Below are 20476 nucleotides of genomic sequence, written 5' to 3'. Positions count from 1 at the left end.
TCCACTATTTTTTAGTCCCAACATCCTATTTCTATTTTATGTTATTCACTGCCTTCCAAGCTTTGATTTACGCTTGTTTTCGTACATTCTGTCATCGGCAATACGGTATATGGTACGCGGATTAATATCCACTACCTTTATCTTAAGCTCCTCAGAAAAATCCTGTTTTAAAACAGTCTCATCACTCATGGCATAACCATATGCCGTGCTTAATTTTATCTCAGATTCTGTCTTATTTTTCTCTTCAAGCTCATCAAGCATCTGCGCCAGAAGCTTTTTCACCTGTTCCTCTGCGATATCCTCCAGAATGACAACAAACTCATCTCCGCCTGTCCTCATCACAGAGCCATACATTCCAAACACATTCGTCAGCACATCGGCAAAGCTCCTTATGAGCTCATCTCCCTTTTCATGGCCATAGGTATCATTTGTATGCTTTAAGAAATTGAGGTCAAGACTCAAAATAGCATACCTGCTATCAGAGGTCTTTGCATTTACTTCAAGCTCTTTAAGCTTTTTCTCACATAATCTCCTGTTGCCAAGTCCTGTAAGCTCATCCATATATGCCATCTGCTCAAGAACTGCCCTCTGCGCATTCTCAAACAGGGTCTTTGATATTTTGTTACCATAATCAACAAGCAGTGAAATCACAATAATAAGCACCGCAAAACACAAATTAGAGCTATATTCATTCTTTTCGAAGCCTGTTATATATTTATCCAGATTGAACCTGACAAGCTCCTCAATAACAATTACAATTGCAATCAAAAATCCAACCATCACGACTGAAGGCTTTTGTTTTTTCACTTTCATATCTATAAAACTGATAACTAATATAAGAATTATTGCAAAAATCATCAGTATATGTGAGCCTTCAAGCACCTGTGGCAGATGGACAATATTTGTAATCTGCAATATCAAAGCTGACAGTATATATATCACCTCCGCTGCAACAAGCACATAAAAATATATCTTCATCCACTTCGGAGTATCCTTTTCATCAATCCTGTCCTTAAAATAATATGTAAACGGCAAAGGCAGCATATAAAGTGACATATATTCCAGATATGATTTCATTAAAAGATCCGTCGTAAAATACTCTATCAGGTCTTTATTGCAAAGTGTCCAGCAGCCAATAAGGAATGAAAACATTGCAATGCAGAAAGTCTGTATGAAATTTAATGACCTCTTTAGCATAAGCATTGAAAGCACCATTATGATGACACCAAACACAATAAGAAACATTGTAATTGACAAAGTGAGTCTTTTTCCACTCAGATTCTTTACCAATGATGAGTTTCCATCCAATATTCTTACAGTCCCCACTCCGTCAAAGGCATTGTCCTCAGATACCATCATCTCTATAGTAAGCCATTTACCTACCGCACCGTATGGCATACTCACAAAATGCTGTCCATATCCCAGGAGCTTTTTCTCTTCATAAAGTTTCTGTCCATACATATATATGACTTCGTCGTCCAGATAAACCTTTACCGCTGAATGTATGGTATATATATCTAATGTAGGCAGCTTAATGTTGTCATATCGTGGAACAACATGTTTTAATACCAGAACATCTCCACGGTTACACATATCAAACCGGAATTTGCTCAATGTAACATTATGGTATTCCTTTTCATTTATAGTGACATCCCAGCCATCATCGAGCTCTATTTCATTTGAGTCCACCCTGTCTGCTGATGTCATGGACATAAATGTCACTATCATAACTATAGCTGTAACAAGCATAACTATAAAGCCGATTGTTTTTTGTCTTAGATTTAATTTCTTAAATTCTTCCATATGGTTTTCTTCTCCGCTTTTGGTTACATTTTCATAAACAACTGTTTTACATATTATTTTTATTATAAAACATTTTTCAACTTTTTTCCACTTTTTTCAATATTTTATACAATAAGTGAGGTTTCCAGCGGACAGGCATGATTATAAATAAACATTTACACAAAAACACCCGGCAGTTATCCTGCCGGGCATCCTGTAAAAAAATATTTATTCTTTAACTCCTCCAAGTGTAAGTCCTGTAACAAAGTATTTCTGTAAAAACGGGTAAATACATATGATCGGAAGCATTGTTACAATTGTTGCTGCGGCACGAACTGAGGTAGGTGTAACTGCGCCTACAGCATTTTTCATTGTTTCTGCTGTTCCTCCCTGATTCGTTACAGATGAAAGAAGCTTCATAAGCTCATACTGTAATGTTGTAAGCTTTGTATTCATACGGTTATAAAGCATTGCATCAAACCATGAGTTCCACTGTCCTACTGCTACGAATAAAGCTACTGTCGCATATACCGGTTTGCAGAGAGGGGAATAAATCTTCAGAAAAATGGTGGTATATCCTGCACCGTCAAGCTGCGCTGACTCCTCTAAGCTGTCAGGAATTCCATTCATATAGGTCCTGATAACGAGCATGTTAAACGCACTGACCATTCCAGGGACTACATAAACCCAAAAACTATTGGTAAGCCCAAGTCCCTTGTACAGGAGGAAGGTAGGGATTAATCCACCATTAACATACATCGTGATAACCCAGAATAATGATAAACCTCTTTTGAACAAAAATCTTTTTCTGCTGACTATAAAAGCAAGGATTGCATTTGCCATCAGTGCTAAGATTGTTCCAATTATTGTTCTGGCAACAGTAATGTATGCTCCTGTTATAAGATTATCTTTTTGTAAAACCGTTATATAATTCTTCCAGGTAAACTTTCTTGGTAAGAGGTAAATTCCACCTCTTAATGCATCTGTACCATCATTAAGCGATATCGCAAGCGTATTAAGAACCGGATAAAGCGTTATGATCACAAACAGTGCCATAATGATACCATTTACAATTGGAAATATTCTTATCTTCTTTTTCTTTTTGCTCTTTACAGAGCCTGCTGTTACATCTGCCATCGTAAAAGACCTCCTTAAAACAACTGCTCTTCACCACTATGTTTGGCAATTCTATTTGCAATAAATATAAGAATTATACTTACCGCACTCTTGAATATACCTGCTGCGGTACCTATTGCATAATCTCCCTGGCTTATGCCCCATTTAAGTACATAAATATCAATAGTCTGTGATACATCCTGTACCAGGCCGTTTCCTAAGAGATACTGTATCTCAAATCCTGCATTTAAAACATTACCTACATTCATAAGAAGAAGGATTATGATAGTTGGTTTGATTCCCGGCAGTGTTACATACTTGATCTTTGCCCAGCGTCCCGCTCCATCAATAGATGCTGCTTCGTAAAGTGAAGGATCTATTGATGTAATGGCTGCAAGATATATGATTGCATTCCATCCTGTTTCTTTCCATACATTGGCAAATGCCACTATCGGCCAGAAATATCCCGGATGTGCGAAAAAGTTTATCGGCTGGTCTATAATATGCATATTTACAAGGAACTCATTTATAATACCTGTTCCTGAAAGCATATCGTGTAAAATACCTGTTACAATGATCCATGAAAGGAAATGTGGCAGATACGATATAGTTTGTACTACTTTCTTTCCACCTTTTGATACAATCTCATTCAGTAAGATTGCAAATGCTATGGCTGTGACAAAAGTTACAACCAGATTGATAACACCCATTGCGAGTGTATTTCTTATAACACGGATAAATGTCATATCCGAGAACAGCATCTTGAATTTGTCCAATCCAACAAATGCAGAATGGAATATACCAAGTCTTGGTTTGTAATCCTGAAATGCCATTGCCCAGCCAGCGAGCGGCAGATAATAGAATACCACTCCATATGCCACCATTATTGCTGCCCAGAACAGCAGCACTTTCTGGCGTTTGACTTCTTTCCATGTAATTTTTGTTCTAGGTTCTCTGACCTTCTCTTTTTTATTTTTTCTCGTTAATGACATGACACCACTCCTTAAAGGCAGCAGGCAGATAAAACGCTATTATATCTGCCTGCCTTAAATTTCATTTAAGCTTTATTTGAACTTAGCAGCCTGCTCTAATCTTGTATCAAGCTCGGTCTGTAATTCATCCAGGAAATCCTGTGGATTGCATGCATTGTATTTATCCATGTATGTATCCCATGCACTGTCAAAGTCTTCTGCCATAACAACCTTTGGAAGCTGCGCATGCTTAACTTCGCCAATCTTTGTCCAGGCTACTCCACCAGGAGTGTCTGTGGTAAAGTTGTTAGAGAATGACCACATCGGATACCAGTCTCCAGGTGCATCGTTTGTTCCAAGCATTTCAACGTATGTCTTAACACCATAGGCATCGAAAGCCTCTTGTACATCACTGTTAAGACCATCATAGAACTCTCTTGCCTGTCCATCAGGTTTGTTGGCATTGATTCCATCATCACTTGTTCCATTGTACTGTGGAAAGTATGAGTATGAGCATAAATGAGAAGCCTTGTATGCTGTATCAGAAGCCTGCTTTCTCTCATCTGGTGTTTTGTAAAACTCGCCATTCTCATCTACTTCATAGTCAGTACCCTCGACACCCCAGAATCTGAGATTGTGGATATCCTGATCAAGAAGATCATTTACAAACTTCATGGCCGCATCTACATCATCACAGGATGTTGTAACAGCAAGACCTGTTGACTCGTTGAAAGCACCGCCTGCATTGTGCCACTGATTTGGACGGCCGTCGATTGTTACAGGTACCGGAATATAATCGCATCCCTGCTCATCAAGACCTGCCTGTTTAATTGCATCACCTGCTGTGAATGCAAAATCCCACCACTGGTCAATCATTCCAAGTACACGTCCTGTAGAAAGCTTAGCGATATATTCATCATATGTCTGTGTGAATGACTCAGGATCTACAATTCCCTTCTGATACTCTTCATTGAGCTTCTTGAAATATTTAACTGCTGTATCAGATGTATTATAGTCAAGCACTTTCTTTGTATCAGGATCTACCATACATGATCCATCGTTTGGATATCCGTCAAGGAACTGTGGTGCATTCTCAAGACAGAAATATCTCCAGTCCTCACAAAGGATTGTATATGGAATATTTTCTGTTCCATCAGCCATTGTTGGATTTGCTTCATTATATCTCTCGATGAGGTCAAAATACTCATCCAGTGTCGTAATCTTCGGATAGCCAGCCCATTTAAGTACTCTTGCCTGGATCCAGAATGCCTCGTCATTGTGTGCGCAGGCTTTCTCTTCTCCCTTTATGCAGCTAAACTGTGGTATCCAATAGATATGTCCGTCATCCTGACGAAGTTTTTCCCACTCAAGTTCTGTGAAAAGATTTTTGATGTTTGGATATTTCTCGATGTAGTCATCCAGTGGAACAAGTGCGCCTGCGTCATATAACTGCTTCTGTCCACTTGCACCTTCAATGAAATCAGGATACTCGCCACCTGCGATCATTGTTCCAACTGCCTCATCTGCTGTCTGTCCGGTAAGCCAGGTTTCCTTTACCCTTACACCTGTCTTTTCCTCAATGATCTTCTGGATTTCATTATCATCATTGATCTCAGATCCCGGTGTCGCAAAGAATGCATCAAACTCTTTCACGTCTCCAGTTTCAGAGCTACCTTTTTTGCCACTATCACTACCACATCCGGCAAACAGTGTTGCTGCCATGGTAGCCACAAGCAGCATGCTTACAATTTTTTTTCTTCTCATATTGTAATGACCTCCCTTTTGATAACTTAATTTTATACTTTTTAAGTTTTCAAACAATCGGAGTAACTATAGTCAAAAACAGGGTAAATTATAGTTTCTCAAAAAAAACTATAATTTACCCTGTTTTTTCAGTAACATATATTATTCTCCACTTTGCATCTGGCGTCTGAAACGTGCCGGCGTGCAGCCTTTTACCTGTATAAACCTGTTCACAAAATAATCCATATCATGATATCCGACTTCCTCTGCTATCTGTATTATCTTCTTATCAGTCCTAAGCAGAAGCTCTGCCGCCCGTTCCATCCTGTAATTGTTCAGATAATCCTTAAAGGACTGTCCGTATTTTTTTCTGAAAAGCTGCCCTAAGTATGCACTGTTTACATAATACTTCTCACTCAGGCTCTTAAGCGTGATGTTCGTGGCATAATTGTCTCTTACTTCCTTTTCTACCATGCCGATCACACCTCTTGACACATTTTTTCTAAGCTGTGACAGATAATCACCATACTCACAGCAAAATCTGGTCATATGTGCACGGCTTCCCCTCTCAATACCGGTCTTAAAGCTGCTCTCACTTATGAGTCGCAAAATCTCCTGCTGATTTACATTATCATCCTGCTCACTTGCCAGGTGTATGAACTGAAACAACAGATAATTAATATTTAAGTTCATGCTTTCCCCATTCATACCCTTGCTGGACATCTCATCATAAAATTTGGCAACTGCATTTCTTATCTCAACATGGTTATTCTGTTCCACTGTCCTAAGCAGCTTATCCAGACTATCTTTACAAAGCACTATTCCATCTGCCGATATCTTTACTTCATCCTCATAGTAATATATGCTCTTTGCTATGCGAAAGCCCTGAAACGACCTAAGCATACATGCATTGCCGTATGATCTGGCTATCTTTGATATATCTGATACTTTTCTTCCGACCAGCATAACTATATTCTTTTGTGTATTATCACATATATACTTTCTCAGATCCTCCAGATATTTTCTCTCGTTTTTTGCGGCTTCCTCTGCCATATAATCTGAGAATATAAAGCCTATGTCATACACTTTTTCATTTACCGATACATCAAATACACAATGTGCCGAATCAGCCCCCAGAAAAGCAACACAGCTTTCGTACATCTTGCGCTGTAAGCTTCTCATATCACTATCGAGTATCTCATCACCTGCCGGAAGCTGCTCCATCTGTATCTCAACATACCTTGCTCCACCCTCACACCTCATATTGTCTTTTACATAGTTCAGGTTTACTTCATCATATTTGCCCTGTATCAGAGATATCAGGTGTCTTGCAAGGTATGCCTGTTTCATCTTTTTGTTATCCTCATTGATCTGGTTTTTCTCGTTTTTGAGCACAAGAACCTTGTTTAGTACCTTAAGCAGCATCTCCTTATCCACCGGCTTTAGTATGTAATCCGTACAGTCATTCTGCATGGCCTGCTGCGCATAGCTAAAATCTGCATAACCGCTTAATATCACAAAATACACATCTGATTTTTTATCTTTTCTCAAAGTCTCAAGCAGCTCAAGTCCTGTCATCTCCGGCATCCTTATATCGGCTATGACCAGATCCACATTCTCATTTTCCAGAAACTGCAGGGCTTCCTTTCCATTTGAGGCCGTTCCTGCTATCTCAAATTCTTCATTTTCCCAATCAATGAGCACCTTAAGCCCCTGTATTATAAAAGGCTCATCATCCACCAATAATACTTTAAGCATTTTAAATCTCCCTATAAATATGTTTCCGGTATTTTTATCATAACAGTCGTACCGCAGCCTTCCTCACTGTCCACATCAAATACTGCTTTAGATTCCGTTACTATTTTGATACGCAGACAGGCATTTATCACACCCACTCTGCCACCGGTCTTTAACATATCGATATCTGCATTTTTCATGTTACTTTTCATTTTTTCAAGAGCATCCGGATCAATTCCGCTGCCTGTATCCTCAACCTCTATATGCATGAACCCGGATTTTTTGAATATACGCACAAATATCCAGCCCGGAGCAGCTTTACTTTCTATGCCATGCACACAGGCATTTTCAACAAAGGTTACAAGCGTAAGTTTTGGCACCTGACATTCCATGCAGTCTGCTTCTATATCTATGTTATAGTTCAGCCGCTCGCCAAACCGGTATTTCTGCAATGCCAGATAGGCTTTTACAAATTCACATTCCTTTGCAACGGTTACAGCATCATTTCCCCACTCCACATACTGTCGTTGCATGATTGCAAGTTTTTCGACCATATCAGCCGTCTCATTTTCCCTTTTCAGCAGACTGTGCATTCGTATGCTCTCAAGCGCATTAAACAGAAAGTGCGGATTTATCTGGCTGTGCAGTGCAAGAAGCTCTGCATTTTTCTGACTTACAATCATCTCCTGCTCTTTTATCTTATTCTTATATACAGTCTGGATCAAGTCATTTGTGCGGCTTACCATCCTGTTGTAATTTTTTATCATGCTGCCGATCTCATCTTTGCTCTCCCTGACAGTCATAGATACAAGCTTTTCGCTGTCAACTGACTTAAATACCTTTGAAAGCTGTAATATCCTGCCCGTAAAGGAATGGTTAAAGATACTGAACAGACAAAGTGGAAAGAATACATTTATAAGCATCAGAAAAACAATAATCGGTGCATTGTGCATAAGCATACTCCATATATTACTGCGTGTCTTAAACACATATATATCAAGATCACAGCCATACAAAGAGATCTTCTGCCTGTATACGGAGTCGCTTATTTTCCCAATCGCCTCCAATGTCTTAAATGGTTTGTTGACTTCACTGTAGGCCCCATTTGACAGCACTATGTCATCTCCATGGCAGATAAGCACTTCATTATCATAATTCATATTCTTAAAAGTACGCATCATGCTGCCATAATTAAACTCTATCTTGAGTACCTTTTCGATATCAGATGAGTAAAAATCCAGCTTTTGCATATAAATCATACGTCTTTCATCTGACAATCCGGCTACGCCTTTTTCATATACAAAAAAGAGTCCTCCGCTTTCCTTCTGCTCCAGAAGTCTGTAAGAATCCGTATTTCTTACAGCAGACATATCATTTACTTTTCCGCCATTTACTATTGTAGGATTGTCAGCATACAGGAAAAATACTATATTGCTCATTCCAAGTGTGTTTTCAAAAAGTGTATCCTGAAAGAAGCTCTGATACTCTGATACATACTCAGCAGAGCTTGTGTATTCCTTTGATATAAAATAGTCTATGCGCTTGCTGGTGTAGATACTCTTAGCTGCCTCTCCTGCGTTATTGACCATGCTGCTCAGATTATATCCCACAGCACTTGCTATGCTCGACATTTCATGTCTGCTGCTTTCTTTTTCAGCATGTTCTACGATGGAAAGCACCACTGCATCAGTCACTATGAGCGGCAGCATGACACAAAGTACATAAAATATGTAGAATTTTTTTCTGAGTGAATAATCATCAAGCTTTCTCTCAATGGCATCCCATATTGGTCCTCTCATAAACAATTCCTCTGAAATCACTTAAAGGAGCCGACATATGTCCGCTCCTAAAGTCTTTTTTAACTTGTCATTAATTATAGAATAACATATTTATTATTAATAATCTACCCCTGTTTTCTCTCCACATCTTGTGATCTCAATGCGCTCTGTCCGCTTGCATATTCATTTCCGGCATCACCCTCTTCACCTTCTATAATTGCATCAAATCCAAGACACATTAATTTTCTTTCTAATTGTTGCCCCACAATATTCAAAAATTGCTATTTGTGCTATAATAACTATATTCACGCAAATGCGCATAAATATCAGCCGTATGGAGACAAGTATATATGATCGAAAATCTGAATGGAATACATGAGACAGTAAAATATAAAGAAAACAGCAATGTAAAACTTTTTATAAATGCGGAAGCAGAAGATTATCCCATTCACTGGCATACTCCCATGGAGATCATCATGCCGCTTGAAGGCGGCTATACAACGCAGATTGGGGATGATTTGGTACATCTTAATGAGAGTGATATTATCTTTATAGCTTCCGGTGTAAAACACAGGCTTATCGCACCTGACACCGGAAAAAGGCTTATCCTGCAGATTGAGTGGTCTGCTGTCTCAAAAATAAAGGAATTAAATTCCATACTTACACTTATAGCACCTGCTATAACGCTAACCCCGGAAACTTCCGGTGATATCCACAGCAATATCCGTAAACTGCTGCTTGATATAGCAGATGAATACCAGACCGACTCATTTCTATCAGAAGCCGTGATCTACTCCAAAATGCTTGAAGTACTGGTCCTTATTGGAAGACATCATACTGCTAGCAGTTGTCATTTTAATGTCGGCAGACACAAGCAGCAGGAATATCTAGAGCGTTTTCTGTCTATCTGTGAGTATATCGATGCACATTGCACTGAGGACATAACACTTGATGAAATCGCAAAAATAGCCGGATTCAGTAAATATCACTTTACCCGGCTATTTAAGCAGTTTACCAATAATACCTTTTACAAATACTTAAATCAGAAAAGAATAGAGCTTGCCCTGACCCTTCTGGCTGATCCCAATATATCAGTCACCGAGGCTGCAATGCAGTCAGGCTTTGCAAATCCATCCACTTTCATAAGGCTGTTCAAAGCTGAAAAGGGCTACACCCCGACTGAATTCCGCAAAATGTTTACTGGGTGAGCATTATGTATGAAAAATCTGCATAGTTATCACTATTGCTGCCATTTGAGGATGCATACATACCGACCGTACAGCCCACAAAGCCACCTGCTTCTTCTGTGGTATATGGCAGCAGACTTATTTTTTCTGCGACTTTTACGCTCTTTTCGGCCGTACCTATCCATATAGATGCTTCCTGTTCCTTACAGATCATACATATATTCCACAGTGGATTTTTTTCTGTATTGCTGTACTCCATAATATCTGCCACTGCTATCTTTTTGTCAGTTCCCTTAATATGTGTAGTCACCACAAATACCAGCCTTCCGGCTTCCATTGTTATCTCAGCGCGAAGATGATTCTCATTGTTCTGGAAAAGTACAAGTCCTGCCGTCTCATTATCCGACTGTGGGATAAAACGCACTGCTGTCTTTACCGAAAACTCATAGCCCTTCTGTCTTAGTCCAAGAAATGCGCTTGTGCCAAGATCAGTGATCTGCTCTTTGTTTGTGTACAGTCTCAGTACTCCCGGATTTTCCTTAAGGGAGTAAAAAGACTCGTTGCGTTTTCCTATTCCAACCAGCCTCTTATCAGGCTTGGCTTCACAGAAAGTTATAAAATCATTTTCTGATATCTCATCTATAAATCTGCACTCTTCAAGCGGTATATCTACCGTATCCTCAAGATGTCCTATCCCGGGTGCTATTACCGGCCATTCGTTTTCCCATATTGTTTTTGCAATAAAGGTCTCCCTGCCCATGCTGCTGTGCTTTTTGCATGGTCTTGACGCAAGCATGACCACATACCAGTTTCCGTTTATATCATCCACCAGATCACCATGTCCTGCATAGATGACCGGATAATCCATCCCCAGATTTCTGTGTGTAAATATCGGATTTCTCGGACATCCTTCAAACCATTTAAAAAGCTCCGTGCTTCTTGCTATTGTTATACTGTGCTCCGGTCCAGTGCCGCCCTCTGCATGCATCAGATAATAATATCCGTTTATCTTGTAGATATGTGGTCCTTCCGGCCATATGCAGCCCTTTACAGCACCTTTCCATATGGCCATGCTCCTGCCCTTAAGCTTCATGGTTCCAAGATCAAGCTCCTGTATCCATATCTCCCAGTCTCCATTGTAGCGTACTCCTTCAGGGTTTGGGCGTGTGCCACAGTAATAACATCTGCCGTCATCATCAAAGAAAAGGCTTGGGTCTATTCCTACTGCTTCTTCTCCCAAATAATACGGATCAGACCACGGTCCTGCCGGATCCTGCGCTGTCACTATAAAATTCCCGCCATGCGATACATTGGTCGTTATCATATAAAAAGTTCCTTCATGATATCTTATGGTCGGTGCAAAAATACCTCTCGATATTTCTTCATTCTCCACGCATAGTTGCGATGGTCTGTCAAGTATATTGCCAATCTGCTCCCAATGAGCCAGATCCCGGCTATGAAATATGGGAACACCCGGTGCATACACAAAGCTTGATGTCACCAGATAATAGTCTTCCCCGACTCTGCATATTGATGGATCAGGATAAAAACCTGAAAGTATTGGATTTTTTGCTGTTACCATGTCTCTTACCTCTCATTTCCTATAATACATATCCAAAGCCCAGTATCGTAAACTGCTTGTCTCTGTCTTCCTCTGCAATTTCAATCCTTACAACATGATTTTCACTGGTCTTATTGTTAAATATTATTACCGCATTGCAGTGCTGCCAGTTATTGATATGTGGATCAGCCGTAAAATGATACTCTCCGTCCACATATACCTTCGCCTTTCCCACGTTTACCTCTCCCGAATCCTTAAATACAAGGAGAAGTGCCCTGCACTCCATCTCAAGCTCGAAATACGCTTTTTCCCTGTTTAATGTATTTTTTGTGCCATCATACATCCAGTTATACGGGAATTCCGGAGTCAGCGAAAGCTGATCATCCATCTCAACGCTTTGCAGCTGTGTATCTGTCGAATCGAAGCCACCCTCGTCAATATATGCCTTTGCATATATATCCTTTTTGTCGAGCAGTCTTATATTTTCAAAGCTGTTTCCTATTACCGGTGCAAGATTTAGGTTTTCCTGCAATATTTTTTCCTCTGTCAGTCCCAGTTCAAATGCATCCAAACTTGCATGCCCTGCCTGATCTATTCTTTCAAAAAGATACTCTATGCAGTCTGCCATGACGGAATGGCCTGCATTGCTCGGATGAAACATATCATAGAAAAAATGATTTTTGCTTATTACCCTTCCCTCGTCATTTTTTAATGCGAACTGAGGGGAAACCGCATCCAGCACGCTTACCATAGGCAGATCATAGAGCTTTCCAACCGGGCTTAGGCGGTCTTGAAGGTTCCAGTCATTTGCAAATACGGAAAAAAGCAATATGACTGCCGGTTTCCATGGCAGATTAAGTACTTTACGTACAAGGCTTTCATAGCAGTCACCCTTTGTCTCATCCCCCTCATCATTTACAGCAAATTCAATAACTACTATATCAGGCTGCTGTCCGTCTCTTAGTACATCCCTGTCAAATCTGATCATTCCCAGCTCCGATGGTGTGCCACCCACACCGGCTTTTATGAATTTCACATTATTCTTTGCAGAAAAACGCCTCTGGAAAAGCTGATAGGATTTGTATGCGTAGCACTCTGTATTTATAGGTGTCGCACCTGCTCCCTGTGTGATAGATCCACCGATGTATGCAAGTGTTACCTCTTTTCCGGCTTTTGTCTTTTCGATGGCTTTTCTTATGCGGTATGCATTTCCCATATTCATAAGCGAATGGCTTATCATGCTGCAATATTCATCAGAGTTCATATCCACCTCTGTTTCCTCAATATCTGCCGGAGCCTCATAGCCGTCATTCAGATACAGTCTGACACTCGCTTTTCCCATGATATCCGGTGTATTAAATATGAACTTTATCTGTCCCGGTATATCATCATCCGGTGTCCACTTATAATCTGACAGGTATATCTTTCTCTCCATTCCATCGCCTGTCAGCTTTACCTTAAGATTAGTACCGCCTCCGTACAGGTCCTGCTTTCCGTACATCTGAAACACAAATTCGATCTGTTCGTTTTGATTATCTGTTTCCACAGATACACCTATGCTGTGTACCAGCCTGCCAAAACCTTCCACCGTCTCTAATAGCCCCAGTTCCTCTTTATTTTCTATATTTCCGGCTATTTGTGCACTGTTTATCAGTCTTCCGTCGCTTTCATATATAAAATGTATAATGCTTCCATCTTCCTGTACTGAGCCGTATATATCCTTATCCTTCATGATGTAGAAATACGGTCTTTTTCTTTCGGGATCCTTTGGTGCTTTTGGCCCTGCCATCTTTCTGCCTCCTTGTTGTGTCGATTTTATCAGCTATAATGACTATATGATACAAAAACTCCCGGTGCTTTGCACCGGGAGAAATTATAGATATTTGTCCTGTCTTTTATAGTTTATGACTGCTTTCTGCTTCTTCTTAATCTTGAAGCCCCTGCCATCGAAACTCCTGCAAGAAACAACACGATAAACGCTGCCGTTGCTGATTGATCTGATGTCTTTGCAGCTTTTTTTGCCGCCGGCTTTTTTGCTAAAGGCTTATTTGTGCTGCCTGTTGTATCAGCTGGCTTTGTATAAGCCTTAGATGCAATTGAAACAATAGCTGTTGGAGAGAATTTAGTGAATTTAGCCTGAAGCTTTCCATCACTAGATTTTCTGGTCTCTAATACTACCCATTTTCCATCTTGAAAATGAAGTACACTATAATCTGCTGAATAATTTGCATCTAATGTGATCCAAATTGGATTACCATCATAGTTTGCTGGAGCCTTTACATCAAATACATCAATTACACTAATGTCCTTAACGTCATTAACTTTAAGGTCAGCTTTTACTGACTCAAGACTTGCGTCAGCAATATCTGGTTTGTTATTTGTTACTGTGATTCCTGCATTTGCTTTATCAGTTTCAGAAACATTATGACTGATTGTAGCTCCTTCTGCTGTCTGTTTTACATCATATTTTGTGCTGCCTGTTGCCGGTGTTGGTGTTGGTGTTGGCTCCGGTGTTGGTGTTGGTTCCGGTGTTGGCTCTGGTTCCGGTGTTGGCCCTGCTGCAAGCTCTATTGTTCCGTATACCGATGATTTAGACCAGCCCATGCCTGTTTCATCATTCCAGCTTAAGGTTCCGATTCTTGCTCCTGAAGCATCAGCATCATTTATCTGGAACTCAAGGCCAATCCTGTCACCCTCTTTTGGCTGTATGTCTGTCCACTTAAAGGCTGCCTCAATCACATATCCATCCCCAGTCACTTTTGCGGCAGATTGTACATTTTCCTCGAGACATTTCTTTCCATTGAAAGAATGCTCATTCTCATAATTGATCCTATACTGCTTATCATCGTCATCATATGACTCTGTCTTGGCATTATTCTCATCGATAAATACCTCGAGTGAATCCTGCTGATATGCATCTCCACCGTCTTTATTAAGCACCGGATCTTTAACTGTTGCATATACATAAAGGTTTTCGTCATCCCACAACACCTTGGCATCTGCTGTTACAGAAGCTTTAAGGTTTATTGTAAGAGGAATAGCCACAGCCTTATCCCATGCACTGTCGGCTTCTCCGTCAATCTTTACAGTTCCTTTTGTCACTCTTTCAATGCCCGGCTTGAGAGTAGCCTTTGCATAATATTTGCTGCTTGTCTCCTGCTTTCCTGTAAGGTCGTTGAAGTTTACAGCTTTATCTTTATTCATAACTTTTACATCCATGCCGATAGTCTTTGCAACTTTTAAATCTGTCATAGGTACTTTGATGGTTGCACGGTATCCACCATCAACAGCCTGTGCCTCAGAACGCTTAACTGTCCTCTTTACCGGTGTCACATCTCCTGCTGAGTTTGTCTCATCCACATATACTGTAACTGCATCCGTATCATCTATTGTGGCATCCTTTACGCTTACAAGTACATTTAATCCATCCTTATCCCATGTTGGAATAAAAGCTGCCTGTGTATCATCATCCGAAAAACTGTATTCTGTTCCGGATATTGTATCACCTTTCTGCTCAGCTACAACGATATCCTGTATTGACGGCTCAAGCTTTGTGGCATCTACATAAGCCCAGTATGCAGGCTTTGCCTTGTATTTTCCATCAAAAAGCAGTGGACACTGCTTTGATCCGTCAGCTCCGCCACCAACATTTGACTGTTCATGAAGCCATGAATTTGGCTCAATAACTCCCCACACAGTGATTCCTGCTACATTTGTACCGTTTTTCTTTAAGTCATTTGCAGCATCAAAAAGCTGTTTGTGACAGTATGCCATCTTTGTATACTCGCTCTCTTTTGATGCTCCTGATTTGTAAGCTGCGCTTGACTGGAAATCCAGCTCTGTAAGCTGAACCTTTCCTGCTGCTTTGGCATATTTTTTTGCTACTGTCTTAAACTGTGCTGCTGAGAAGCTGTCCACACTGTAATGTGCCTGCATACCAAATGCATCAAGTCGTGTTCCCTCTGCTGATTTTACGTCACTTATGAGCTTTATGATTCCTTCTGACTTGATATTGTCTGTCTCTCCGAAATCATTGTAGTAAAGTTCTACATTCTTAGGTGCATATTTATTCGCATACTTAAATGCATTGATTATGAACTCATTGCTCTTGTATACATGCCACCAGCTCGAATTGTTCCCATGACGTATCTCATCAAGGCTCTCTGCCGGGCTTACCGTATCAGTACGATATGTATTGCCGATAACGGCCTCATTTACTACATCCCAGCCATAGAAAAGTCCATCATACTTTCCATTTGCTGCCTTTCCGAAGTAGTGGTCGAATACACTTGAGATATACCACTCAAGTCTGCGGTTCATAGTCTCTTTATCTACATATGGCTTACTGATATCATAGTTCTCATGGAAGAACCATTCCTGAGTCTGTGAATGCCATACGAGAACATGACCTCTTATACGTATTTCCTTGCCCGGATGTGCCTTATTCCACTCCAAAATCTTATCTACCATCGCATCAGCTCTTGAGAAATCAAGGCTGTCCCCTGCGTCATTTACCATCGGTACTTCAAGATCCTGCCCATCAAACTGAACTGTTTTTGTTTCAACCGATTTATCAAGCTTATAATTAAAAAGTGCATCCGGTTTTAATTCATTTCCAAATGTAACTGCATTAAAATGCTTCTCCACAAGATCCATGAGCGTATTGTTATCAATCTCATTTGACATGATAGCTGTTCCTGCGATTGCATCTTTTCCAAGAGCATCGTCGCTTGTGACAGAATTTTTCCAGTCCTCAATACCCTGCTCTATCTCAGGTGGTGCCTTTGGTGTTGTATCAGTTTCCACTGTCACACTTACGAGGCTGATAGCTGATCCCGAACCGGCATTATCAGTAGTCATAAGACCAACTGCTTCCATATCACCTTCACCTTTCGGACTTATCGAGTATTCATCTGCGCCTGTAAGATTATACTGCGTATTTGTGGGATCAGCATCTTCATCTCCACTCTTGTAGACCTTTAGCGAAACTGTTCCTTTCTGATCCTTCACATTAAAGGTCACAGATTTTACAGTTGACATATCAACAGCATCCGGCAGTTTCCATTTAACCTGATCGTACTGATTGTTAAATGTAAGTTTCCACACACCATCTGTCCGCTCATAGCAGTCATTTCCCCATATTACTTCCAATTGATCAGCTGTGTATGTCGTTTTCTTTATACTCTGCTGAACTTCATCAGCGAATACTAACGACTGCGCCTGATACGCAGGTATAAGCGGTGTGCCCCCTGTGGCAAGCATAGTACTGCACACCGCAATACATACTCCCTGTTTCAATAGTTTTTTTCTTTTCACCCCATGTCCTCCTTACATGTGTATTTGTAATTACAAAAACACTCTACCATAAGAGAGATTTTAAAATATGGGGCAAATTATAGAATATAACAAGCCAAATTATATCTGTCCTAAATAAATTCAAATAATAGTAAGTCTGCGGTACCAGATCCCTTGTATATAAAAATCAATAAATCCTGTAATTTCCTGAAAGTGCTAACATTGCAAACATGTAAAGGAAATTGTCATAGTATCTTCTGTCACCTGTCCTAAGTGGAGTGTTCCAGAACTTTTCAACACATTGCTTTGCATATTTTCCATCTGCTGCGAGTGAAGCTTCTGCATTAACAGCAATGATTGCTACAGGGTGAAGTGCCTTCTCATCAAGCGGTGTACCATCTATAAGAAATACACCATCCCAATTGTCCTTCTGATCCTCACAATAAAACTTCTGAAGGTTTTCTGCCGTTTTAATCTGCCACGGATCTGCATCAAACCACAGATGATCCATCGCTATATTGGCGATCGTGCGGTATGCATCACTGTAATACCAGTCATGTCTTCCAAATATTTCCTTATGCCCCGTATGAGGCTTTCCGTCATAATCTGCATATTCTGCGCTAAGTCCTGTCTTTTCATGGCATGCACTGTGCAGATATGCTCTGCTGGCAGCTGCTGCTTCTTTCCAGAAGTCCCGGTCCTCCTCATAAGCCCTTTGGGCAAAAAGTTCATAAAAATGTGGCAGATGGTATGAAGGATCACTGAAATCCATATTTGTGACAAACTTTATCAGCTTGTTGGAAGGCTCCCACATCGGCTCTCCGCTGTGTCCCGGCTCACCCTTGTGTACACACTCCCTTAAGATATTTTGTGCCTCTTTGCTGTAGCAGAATATACCATCGCCATCTCCCCATCTTTTGGAGGCAAAAAACAATGCCATTGCAAAATACTCTTCACCATCAGGTGCCGGTCCTTCGGCATTTCGCTTTCCGTTTGTCTGACATGACCACGCAAAATAATTTTTTGCCGGACCATCTTCTATGTACATATATGTGCGCACCCATTTCCACAGTCTGTCAAACTCTGCTTTTTTATCCAGCTGTACACATACCATCATGCCATATGACATTCCCTCGGTTCTTACATCATGATTGCCGGTATCCTCCATATATCCCATATCATCACCGGCTTCATGATAAAAACGCTCATCATCATTACCATAGAATATCGTATTAAAAGTATCCTCTACCCTTTTTTGTATCTCTTCTTCAGAATATCCACATTCTTTGAACACATTTCTGTATTTGCCTGTCTTATATGCTCCTGCCATTTTTCTCTCCTTTTTGTCCCTGTTTTACTGTATCCCGCACATGAAATTTACAAATCTGTGTCTGCATGATGTCCAGGATTCATTATCTCCTTTTTTGAACCATTCTTTCTGTGTACTGTCCTTAATTCCGTATATGTCTGTTATGTTCCCGATGATATCATCAGATATAGTGCTGTCTGCCATTATTATCATAATTCCTTTTATCCTGCCTTCGCCGGACAGATTATCCATGATATTTGCTATCTTTCCCTGATGTATCCAGCAAAAATTTCTTTCGTCCGAAGCACACTCAAGCACACCTACTCTGCCGGTGTCACAGTTATCCTCTCCATAACCGGCTGGTGTATAAACATAATTCATACTGACCTGTCCGTCTCCATCACACGAATAATGGATATGTATCTGACCATGATCTGTTTTCTTAAGCTCATGCCAGCTAAAGTTTCTCTCAGGTACCTCAGCAAAGTTTACAGCCCTGTTATATCCGAACCCGACAGGTGCCGCAGGGTTTACTACAGGTGTTCCATTTACCATAAATGTCACATAGTTAAATCCCTCTGCCGGATTGCCTATTGTTTTTTCCCAGTAACCATCATTTTTCTTTGATCTGTAAAGAAACTCCTCCGTGCCATTTTCAAGAACTACGCTCACGCTTTTTGCATCAGGTGCAAAAAGATTTACTTCAATGCTGTTATCCTCCGTCACACGGATACCATGTATGACATCCGGATATTTGCCAGCCGGTTTTCCATCCTCGTCATTTTCGAACTGTATCTGCCTGTACACCGGATCAAAAAATACCATGCTCTCATCCGCCTGTACCGGTGTGGTAAAATCAATATTCTTTGATCTGACCGGGACAGCTTTATCAATATCATCAAGTTCTGCGTCATCCCATGTAAAAAGCATCTGTGCGAAATCCTTAAAGCTCTTTCTCCATACATGCCATTCATGATAGCCCTCATATACTTTTTGTGTACTGTTTTTCCCCTGTCGTGAAAATTCCTTTACCATCTCATTGATTCCAAGCAGTATCTCTTTTTCTTCATCTCCTGCCGACATAAAGACAGCTTCAAACCGATATGGGCTGTCGATGATTTTTTTCATGAGATGTATTGCAACACCTGAAAATACTCCAACTGCTGAAAAAAGCTCCGGGTGTCTTGCCGCTATATCCGTAGCCTGCCCTGAACCAAGTGAAAGTCCTGCCACAGCACGGTTGTTTCTTCCTTTTTTGACCTTAAAATTTTCCTCTATATAAGGGATTATGCTATTTACAAGCTCACTGTCAAAATCTCCCGGAAAAAATACAGGGTATTCGTTATCCTTAAATGCGTAGCCACTGCTTGCAACTATGATCATCGGCACACATTTTTTGTCTGCTATCAGATTGTCCATGATGAAATTCATCTTACCCTGCCATCCCCATCCGGTCTCATTCTCCCCGACACCATGCTGTAAATACAATACAGGATACCTTCCATCTCCGCTCTCATATCCAGGTGGAGTATACACATAGCTCTCCTTTATGTGACCGTTTACCTGTGAGGTATATTTGCACAGACTTACCGTTCCATGCGGCACATCCCTGACAAAATAGAAATCCTCGCCCTCTTCCGGCACTTCAAATGTGTTTATTGCAGCAAAACAGCCATATGATATAGCCGCATGAGGATTTGTTATGCAGACATCATCTACATACCAGAAATAATAATGCATTGCCCAGTGGAAATCTTTAATGTTTGCCGAAAATCCACCCTGCATATCAGGCTTTAACTGTATGCGTTCTGAGCTGAAATAGCCTCCCATTCCGGCTACTTCTACTTTATTGGCATTTGGCGCATAGATATAAAAGGTAACGCTTCCATCATCCTCAAGTGTGACCGAGCATCTGTTATTGTCCATTGATGATGGTATCGTGCCTATATACAAAGCACCATTTTTTAAATAATCCAAAATAAATCCCCCCATTCGTT

General features: G+C 40.5%; 12 protein-coding genes. 1 reads left to right on the top strand and 11 read right to left on the bottom strand.

All coding sequences use genetic code 11. The annotated features are described in order from the left end of the window. Positions 1 to 45: 45 nt before the first annotated feature. From ACTQ1L_RS04455 to ACTQ1L_RS04430, 6 genes are all read right to left on the bottom strand, one after another. A complete protein-coding gene (locus ACTQ1L_RS04455; RefSeq protein WP_441365604.1) occupies positions 46 to 1803 on the bottom strand; it encodes a GGDEF domain-containing protein in 1758 nt (585 codons plus the stop codon). Positions 1804 to 2010: 207 nt separating this feature from the next. Further along, entirely contained in the window at positions 2011 to 2919 is a 909-nt protein-coding gene (locus tag ACTQ1L_RS04450) for a carbohydrate ABC transporter permease (protein WP_317350672.1), read from the bottom strand. 14 nt (positions 2920 to 2933) lie between these two features. Next, entirely contained in the window at positions 2934 to 3890 is a 957-nt protein-coding gene (locus tag ACTQ1L_RS04445) for an ABC transporter permease (RefSeq protein WP_317350674.1), read from the bottom strand. Between the two features lie 72 nt (positions 3891 to 3962). Further along, positions 3963 to 5633 (bottom strand): sugar ABC transporter substrate-binding protein, encoded by a 1671-nt coding sequence (locus tag ACTQ1L_RS04440; protein ID WP_317350676.1) that lies wholly within the window; start codon positions 5631 to 5633, stop codon positions 3963 to 3965. A gap of 141 nt (positions 5634 to 5774) precedes the next feature. Then, entirely contained in the window at positions 5775 to 7370 is a 1596-nt protein-coding gene (locus ACTQ1L_RS04435; RefSeq protein WP_441365601.1) for a response regulator, read from the bottom strand. Positions 7371 to 7381: 11 nt separating this feature from the next. Beyond that, positions 7382 to 9148: a sensor histidine kinase gene (locus ACTQ1L_RS04430; RefSeq protein ID WP_441365599.1), complete on the bottom strand. Its 1767-nt coding sequence runs from the start codon at positions 9146 to 9148 to the stop codon at positions 7382 to 7384. A 329-nt stretch (positions 9149 to 9477) separates the two neighbouring features. Here ACTQ1L_RS04430 and ACTQ1L_RS04425 point away from each other — a divergent pair, with 329 nt between their 5' ends. After that, positions 9478 to 10335: an AraC family transcriptional regulator gene (locus ACTQ1L_RS04425; protein WP_441365598.1), complete on the top strand. Its 858-nt coding sequence runs from the start codon at positions 9478 to 9480 to the stop codon at positions 10333 to 10335. On the opposite strand, the gene ACTQ1L_RS04420 is transcribed toward ACTQ1L_RS04425, so the two are convergent. The 5 genes from ACTQ1L_RS04420 to ACTQ1L_RS04400 all read right to left on the bottom strand — a co-directional run bounded on the left by ACTQ1L_RS04420 (position 10325) and on the right by ACTQ1L_RS04400 (position 20456). Beyond that, positions 10325 to 11896: a glycoside hydrolase family 43 protein gene (locus ACTQ1L_RS04420; protein WP_441365597.1), complete on the bottom strand. Its 1572-nt coding sequence runs from the start codon at positions 11894 to 11896 to the stop codon at positions 10325 to 10327. The genes ACTQ1L_RS04425 and ACTQ1L_RS04420 overlap by 11 nt on opposite strands. A gap of 19 nt (positions 11897 to 11915) precedes the next feature. Then, positions 11916 to 13664 carry an SGNH/GDSL hydrolase family protein gene (locus ACTQ1L_RS04415; RefSeq protein WP_441365596.1) on the bottom strand — a complete coding sequence of 583 codons (1749 nt, stop codon included), beginning with the start codon at positions 13662 to 13664 and terminating at the stop codon, positions 11916 to 11918. A 113-nt stretch (positions 13665 to 13777) separates the two neighbouring features. Next, positions 13778 to 17191 carry an endo-1,4-beta-xylanase gene (locus tag ACTQ1L_RS04410; protein ID WP_441365594.1) on the bottom strand — a complete coding sequence of 1138 codons (3414 nt, stop codon included), beginning with the start codon at positions 17189 to 17191 and terminating at the stop codon, positions 13778 to 13780. Positions 17192 to 17357: 166 nt separating this feature from the next. Next, complete coding sequence (locus ACTQ1L_RS04405) at positions 17358 to 18500, bottom strand: glycosyl hydrolase family 8 (protein WP_317350688.1); 1143 nt, start codon at positions 18498 to 18500, stop codon at positions 17358 to 17360. A 24-nt stretch (positions 18501 to 18524) separates the two neighbouring features. Further along, a complete protein-coding gene (locus ACTQ1L_RS04400) occupies positions 18525 to 20456 on the bottom strand; it encodes an alpha/beta hydrolase-fold protein (protein ID WP_441365592.1) in 1932 nt (643 codons plus the stop codon). Between the last annotated feature and the right edge of the window lie 20 nt (positions 20457 to 20476).

The sequence above is a fragment of the Agathobacter sp. LCP21S3_B2 genome (assembly GCF_052118705.1).
In the GTDB taxonomy this organism is placed as follows: Bacteria; Bacillota; Clostridia; order Lachnospirales; family Lachnospiraceae; genus Roseburia.
The sequence above is the reverse complement of the archived record's forward strand: the minus strand, read 5'-3'. Positions and strand labels throughout refer to the sequence as shown.

Bases quoted from the DNA above. Each gene is read 5' to 3' on its own strand.
- ACTQ1L_RS04430 (WP_441365599.1), bottom strand. From the start codon at position 9,148: ATGAGAGGACCAATATGGGATGCCATTGAGAGAAAGCTTGATGATTAT.
- ACTQ1L_RS04415 (WP_441365596.1), bottom strand. From the start codon at position 13,664: ATGGCAGGGCCAAAAGCACCAAAGGATCCCGAAAGAAAAAGACCGTAT.
- ACTQ1L_RS04450 (WP_317350672.1), bottom strand. From the start codon at position 2,919: ATGGCAGATGTAACAGCAGGCTCTGTAAAGAGCAAAAAGAAAAAGAAG.
- ACTQ1L_RS04405 (WP_317350688.1), bottom strand. From the start codon at position 18,500: ATGGCAGGAGCATATAAGACAGGCAAATACAGAAATGTGTTCAAAGAA.
- ACTQ1L_RS04420 (WP_441365597.1), bottom strand. From the start codon at position 11,896: ATGGTAACAGCAAAAAATCCAATACTTTCAGGTTTTTATCCTGATCCA.
- ACTQ1L_RS04440 (WP_317350676.1), bottom strand. From the start codon at position 5,633: ATGAGAAGAAAAAAAATTGTAAGCATGCTGCTTGTGGCTACCATGGCA.
- ACTQ1L_RS04425 (WP_441365598.1), top strand. From the start codon at position 9,478: ATGATCGAAAATCTGAATGGAATACATGAGACAGTAAAATATAAAGAA.
- ACTQ1L_RS04455 (WP_441365604.1), bottom strand. From the start codon at position 1,803: ATGGAAGAATTTAAGAAATTAAATCTAAGACAAAAAACAATCGGCTTT.
- ACTQ1L_RS04435 (WP_441365601.1), bottom strand. From the start codon at position 7,370: ATGCTTAAAGTATTATTGGTGGATGATGAGCCTTTTATAATACAGGGG.
- ACTQ1L_RS04445 (WP_317350674.1), bottom strand. From the start codon at position 3,890: ATGTCATTAACGAGAAAAAATAAAAAAGAGAAGGTCAGAGAACCTAGA.